The sequence below is a fragment of the uncultured Rhodoblastus sp. genome (assembly GCF_903903185.1).
Taxonomy (GTDB): domain Bacteria; phylum Pseudomonadota; class Alphaproteobacteria; order Rhizobiales; family Beijerinckiaceae; genus Rhodoblastus.
Genome location: NZ_CAIUXT010000252.1, coordinates 1 through 4651, shown reverse-complemented (window position 1 = coordinate 4651; position 4651 = coordinate 1). Strand labels below are relative to the sequence as shown.

At 52.4% G+C, this 4651-nt stretch carries 3 protein-coding genes and 1 pseudogene; 1 reads left to right on the top strand and 3 read right to left on the bottom strand.

Annotation, left to right across the window (positions count from 1 at the left end):
* Positions 1-44: 44 nt before the first annotated feature.
* On the bottom strand, positions 45-1829 hold the full coding sequence (locus tag QZY01_RS23580) for a tetratricopeptide repeat protein (RefSeq protein ID WP_294542146.1): 1785 nt from the start codon (positions 1827-1829) through the stop codon (positions 45-47).
* 268 nt (positions 1830-2097) lie between these two features.
* Here QZY01_RS23580 and QZY01_RS23575 point away from each other — a divergent pair, with 268 nt between their 5' ends.
* Positions 2098-2502, top strand: a complete 405-nt coding sequence (locus tag QZY01_RS23575) for a DUF6165 family protein (RefSeq protein ID WP_294542145.1) — start codon at positions 2098-2100, stop codon at positions 2500-2502.
* A 209-nt stretch (positions 2503-2711) separates the two neighbouring features.
* Here the strand turns inward: QZY01_RS23575 and QZY01_RS23570 are convergent, their stop codons facing one another.
* Together QZY01_RS23570 and QZY01_RS23565 are read right to left on the bottom strand one after the other, a co-directional pair.
* Positions 2712-3743: an LLM class flavin-dependent oxidoreductase gene (locus tag QZY01_RS23570; RefSeq protein WP_294542142.1), complete on the bottom strand. Its 1032-nt coding sequence runs from the start codon at positions 3741-3743 to the stop codon at positions 2712-2714.
* 668 nt (positions 3744-4411) lie between these two features.
* Positions 4412-4651: pseudogene (locus tag QZY01_RS23565) on the bottom strand (IS91 family transposase); the annotation flags it as partial.

Below are 4651 nucleotides of genomic sequence, written 5' to 3'. Positions count from 1 at the left end.
CCATCCCCCCGATCTCTCCAGCGCGTTCATCAAAGTAAAGTTCATCAGGCGGTGAAAAAGCTGGTCGATGACGTGCGCCCCAAGACCGACGGCATCGGAAAAGGGCGAAAAAGCGAACCGTCGTGAATTGGACGGGCTAGGTGCGCTATCGATGTGTCTAGAGTTATTACAAGATCGACCGTCTTCATCACGGCCGCAGTGTCGACAAAACTATTCGGGCCGTTGTCGAATTCATTGCCGAGTGTTTCGACAAGCATGCCCGCCGGAAGGGCCGTAATTTCCTCACAACCTTCATTCTTTTGTAAACTGATCAATCTCACGTTTGGTATTTTTGCAATATCCTCGAAGTGGCTGAGTCGGAAAGATTTCCCGAGTTCGGCGCCCAATTTGCTGCCGCGCCACGAAATCCCGATCTTAAATCCATCCCGTCCAATTCGCGCCTTCCACCGTCTCACCCGATCAGAGTCGGCCCTAAGATAAGGTACTTTGCGAGGTATCGTGTCGCCGTTTGTTCCAAGGGCAAAGGGGATGCTCATCAGCGGGATGTGATAATCGAACGTATTCGGAACCTCATTCTCACCAATGATCCGAACCTCTGGGAATGAATCACGCAGCAGCGTGCTCAATGAATTTTGACAACAAAATATTATCGTCGCTCCCATAGCATTAATCAAGGGAAAGAATCTACAAAATTGGATTGTGTCACCGAGGCCTTGCTCAAAATGCACAAATATAATAGCCTCCCGTATTACCTGATTTCCATCCCATTCCGGTTTACAGAACCGTTTGAAGCCAAGCGTTTTATTTATATGCTTTCTCCATTCCATTTCTACCCAAGCTTCAGAAAATTTTCCTCTCAAGGCAAACACGAAACCTCTATTGAGATGCGATTCGGCACAATTAAATTTGATCTCGAGAGCGCGATCAAAACAGTCCAGTGCTTCATCGAGCCTTACTAGCTCTTGGAGAGCAATTCCCTTATTGTTTAGCACCTCTACACGATCTTTTTGAATCGCGAGCGCCCGGTTGCAAGAGTCAAGAGCCTCCTCCGGTCTCTGAAGCGTCAATAGCAAATCACTTTTGTTGGTAAGCGCATCAATATTGTCCGGATTAATTTCGAGGGCATCTTCTATACTTGCGAGGGCCTCTTCGTTCCGGGCCAAGCATTTCAGTACGTTGCCTCGATTGATCCGGGCCGATAAATATTTTGGATTGAGCGCAAGCGCTCGGTCATAAAATAATAGCGCTTCCTCGTGTTTGCTAATTTTTGCTAAAGCGTTGCCTCGATTGTACAACGCGTCGATATAGTCCGGCTTAATAAAAAGCGCATGGTCTAGGTCATTCAATGCTTCGTCGATTCGCCCTAGAGACGTAAGTATCTTTGCTCGATTATTGAGTGTCGCAATATGATCAGGCGCAAAATGAATCGCTTTGTCAAAAACTGACAAAGATTCTGCGACGCGCCCCATCTTTTCAAGTGCAAGGCCAAGATGCATCAACGCGGATGGATTTGTCGGCTGCATATCTATAGCCGCACTGATGCTTTCGTGCGCTTGTACCAGTTCCCCCTTTTGAAGCAGCGCGAGTCCGAGCATGTGGAGAGCATCGAAATGTTTCGGCTCTTCCCTTAGGATCATTGTGTAGTCGCGTGCGGCACTGTCCAGTTCACCGGCCTTGTGAGACTGTATCGCCCGTAGCAGAGTCTCAGTTATTGTTACCAGGGGCATGTTCCCAATTTTGTGTGGCTTTTGCAACAGTTTTCCAAAGAGCGTTTCGCTAACCGTGGTGTAATAACCTGGGCAACCAGTATCTTCTGCAAGGCCGAGCATGTCAGGCTGTCATGGCAGGCACGGTGACGACGTGATTATCGCTCACAGGATCGATTTTTTCCAGTAACATTTAACTCGCGCTGGACGGTCAATTCGTCATTCTGCTCCATGAGAATGGTCACCACTCACCACGTGAAGAAGGACGATGTCCTCGTTGCGGCAGACGCCGTAGCCTCGCAGAGTCGAACTTGCCAAGGGTCCGAGCCCCGCGCTATAGAAATTTCGTTGGCGCATCGGGCACCCTGTCTTCGCAACCCGGATAAACTCTATGGGGACCTCTATTCTGATTCCAGTCTCTCCAGGTGAATATATAGATAAGTTGACTATTCTAGAAATAAAACGACTTCGTATTGATGACGTTGAGAAGCGGCGAAATGTAGAGACAGAGTACGCGTATCTTGTTTCGGCTGCGGACGTTTCAATATTTTCGTCCATTGAAATCGCATTGCTGCGCGCAAAGCTGCTCGCGATAAACACGCAGCTTTGGGAGACGGAGGATAAAATTCGGGCATATGAGCGGCGAGGGGATTTCGGATCAGCTTTTGTTTCTTTGGCGAGGGCAGTCTATCTCGCTAATGACGAGCGGGCTGAAGCGAAGCGCAAAATCAATTTTTTGTTGGACTCGCCGATCCTAGAGGAGAAATTTTACACGGCCTTAATTGGGCCTCGATAACTCTCCTGATCCCTCGCGATAAAGGCGGCGCGCATGGACGAGGCATCGAATTGGCGTGTTGGCGATGGCAGAATCCCCCAACCGCCGACAATACCGACAGTGGATCCTAGCGGAATCGGTCACGCATCCTGGGCATCGGCTGTTTTTGCCAGCAGGGCGACGGCGATCACCGGCCGACAAACTCAAGTTTCTGGGTTGCTACCCGACGGCTACCCGACGAGTTCACGGGCCAAAGGAACAACTTGGCTACCAAAAAGCTCAATGCTCCGCTTAAGTCTGCTATGTGCTAGTGTTCCAGCGCTATATTTCATCTCGAATCTTGACGTATTCAATGCCTTCACGGTCGTTACGATCTTGCGCGCCACTGTCTCTGGAGATCCAACGTATAGTGAACCTCTTTCAATTTCGGTCTCAAACTGCGCCTTTTCAATAGGTGCCCAACCACGCTCGGTGCCAATTCCATCTCTAAATTTCTTATATTCCGGCCAATACTCCTCTCGTGCGCGGGCATCTGTATCGGCGACATATCCGCTCGAGTGAACTCCGATTTCACGTGCCGGCCGATCGAGACGCTCACAGGCGCGATGATACAACTCAAAAAGCGGCTTGAATCGCAACGCTTCCCCTCCAATGACCGCAACGATCATCGGCAGGTCATAGCGCGCTGCTCTTAGCACCGAATTCGGAGTAGAGCCAACGGCGACCCACGTTTTCAGGCGAGTGTTTTCGATCGGTGGAAAAATTCGCTGATTTTGCAGGGGCGAGCGCTTTTTGCCTGGCCAAGTGACCACTTCCTTCCGAATCAAAGTGGCCAGCAGTCCCAGCTTTTCCTCGAAGAGCGCGTCGTATTCCGAGAGTTCGTAACCGAACAGCGGAAAAGACTCAGTGAACCAGCCACGTCCGACGATGATCTCGGCGCGCCCATTGCTGACGGCGTTCAAGGTGGAAAAACGTTGAAAAACGCGAACGGGATCGTCCGAACTCAGCACTGTGGCCGCCGAACCGAGCCGAATTCGATTGGTTTGACCCGCGATCGCAGAAAGCAGAACTTCAGGCGCCGACACCGCGAAGTCGGGTCGGTGGTGCTCGCCTACACCAAAAAAATCGACACCTACTTGATCGGCGACAACTGCTTCTTCAACGATGTCTCTCAGGATCTGAGCATGCGGTAAAGGCCGACCATCGGGATCGAGTGTCACATCGCCGAATGTGTCTAGCCCAAACTCGAGAGACATTGCCATGGCTTTTTCCTGTTAAAAAAGGCGGTTCAGTATCGGTAGCTGCACCACAGTTAATTCAAACGTCGGGAATTGGCTTTTGAGCTTACCCCGAAATTCCGAAAAGACAGCTTCTGTTGTCATCCTATTCTGCTGAGGCGTCGATTGTCACTCGCGCTTCCGACAAAAACGGTTCTGTTGGTTCGCAGTCTAAATATGCACGGAACGTGGCTGTGACCGCCGGACCAGAATTTAGAAAACTGGAACACTCGAAGGGCGAATGTCCCCTTTTTTTTTTTGAAAAACAAGCTTGCTCAGCCTCACCCGTAGATCCGCTTTTGTGCAGGTTTTTGGACGCCGGCGTCACGAGACGCGCCGCTTGCTTCAGCGACCGGCGTCCAAAAAGCGCCAAGGCACGAAGTCGCGGGACGGTTAGCGCTATGCAGGCAGCCCGCGCTATGGGGATTTGATTTTCGCGCCGGTTATGGTGGTGGGCCCGAAGTAAGGGCCTCGCGATCCGGAATGGGTTTGGAGGGGCTTGGAGGCGCGAAACAGGGATCGCGGGGGCGGCGTCGGGCCTATCGACGGGCGATCGTTTCGTTGATTGTCGTGGTTTTGGCGATAGAGATCACCGCCCGCGTGGAGCCAGCGCGATGGAACGGGAAAGCGGCGGCGCTGAACGACGGTCTGGCTCATGATGTGTCCATCGTGCTTGGGGTCGGCCGCCACCTTGGCTCGCATCCGCGCGCGAAGACCTCGATGACGATCATGCGGGCGCCGCAGCGCGGGCATGGGGAGCGCAGCGCGAGCGGCGCGTCCGGTGTGACATCGGGCTGCTGTTTTGGGTTGGCGGCAGGCGGGTCAGCGCCGAGCAGCGCGCGGGCTGTTGCGATGTTGTCGGCGCGGTTGGCGTTGGCGAAGAGCCCGTAGTG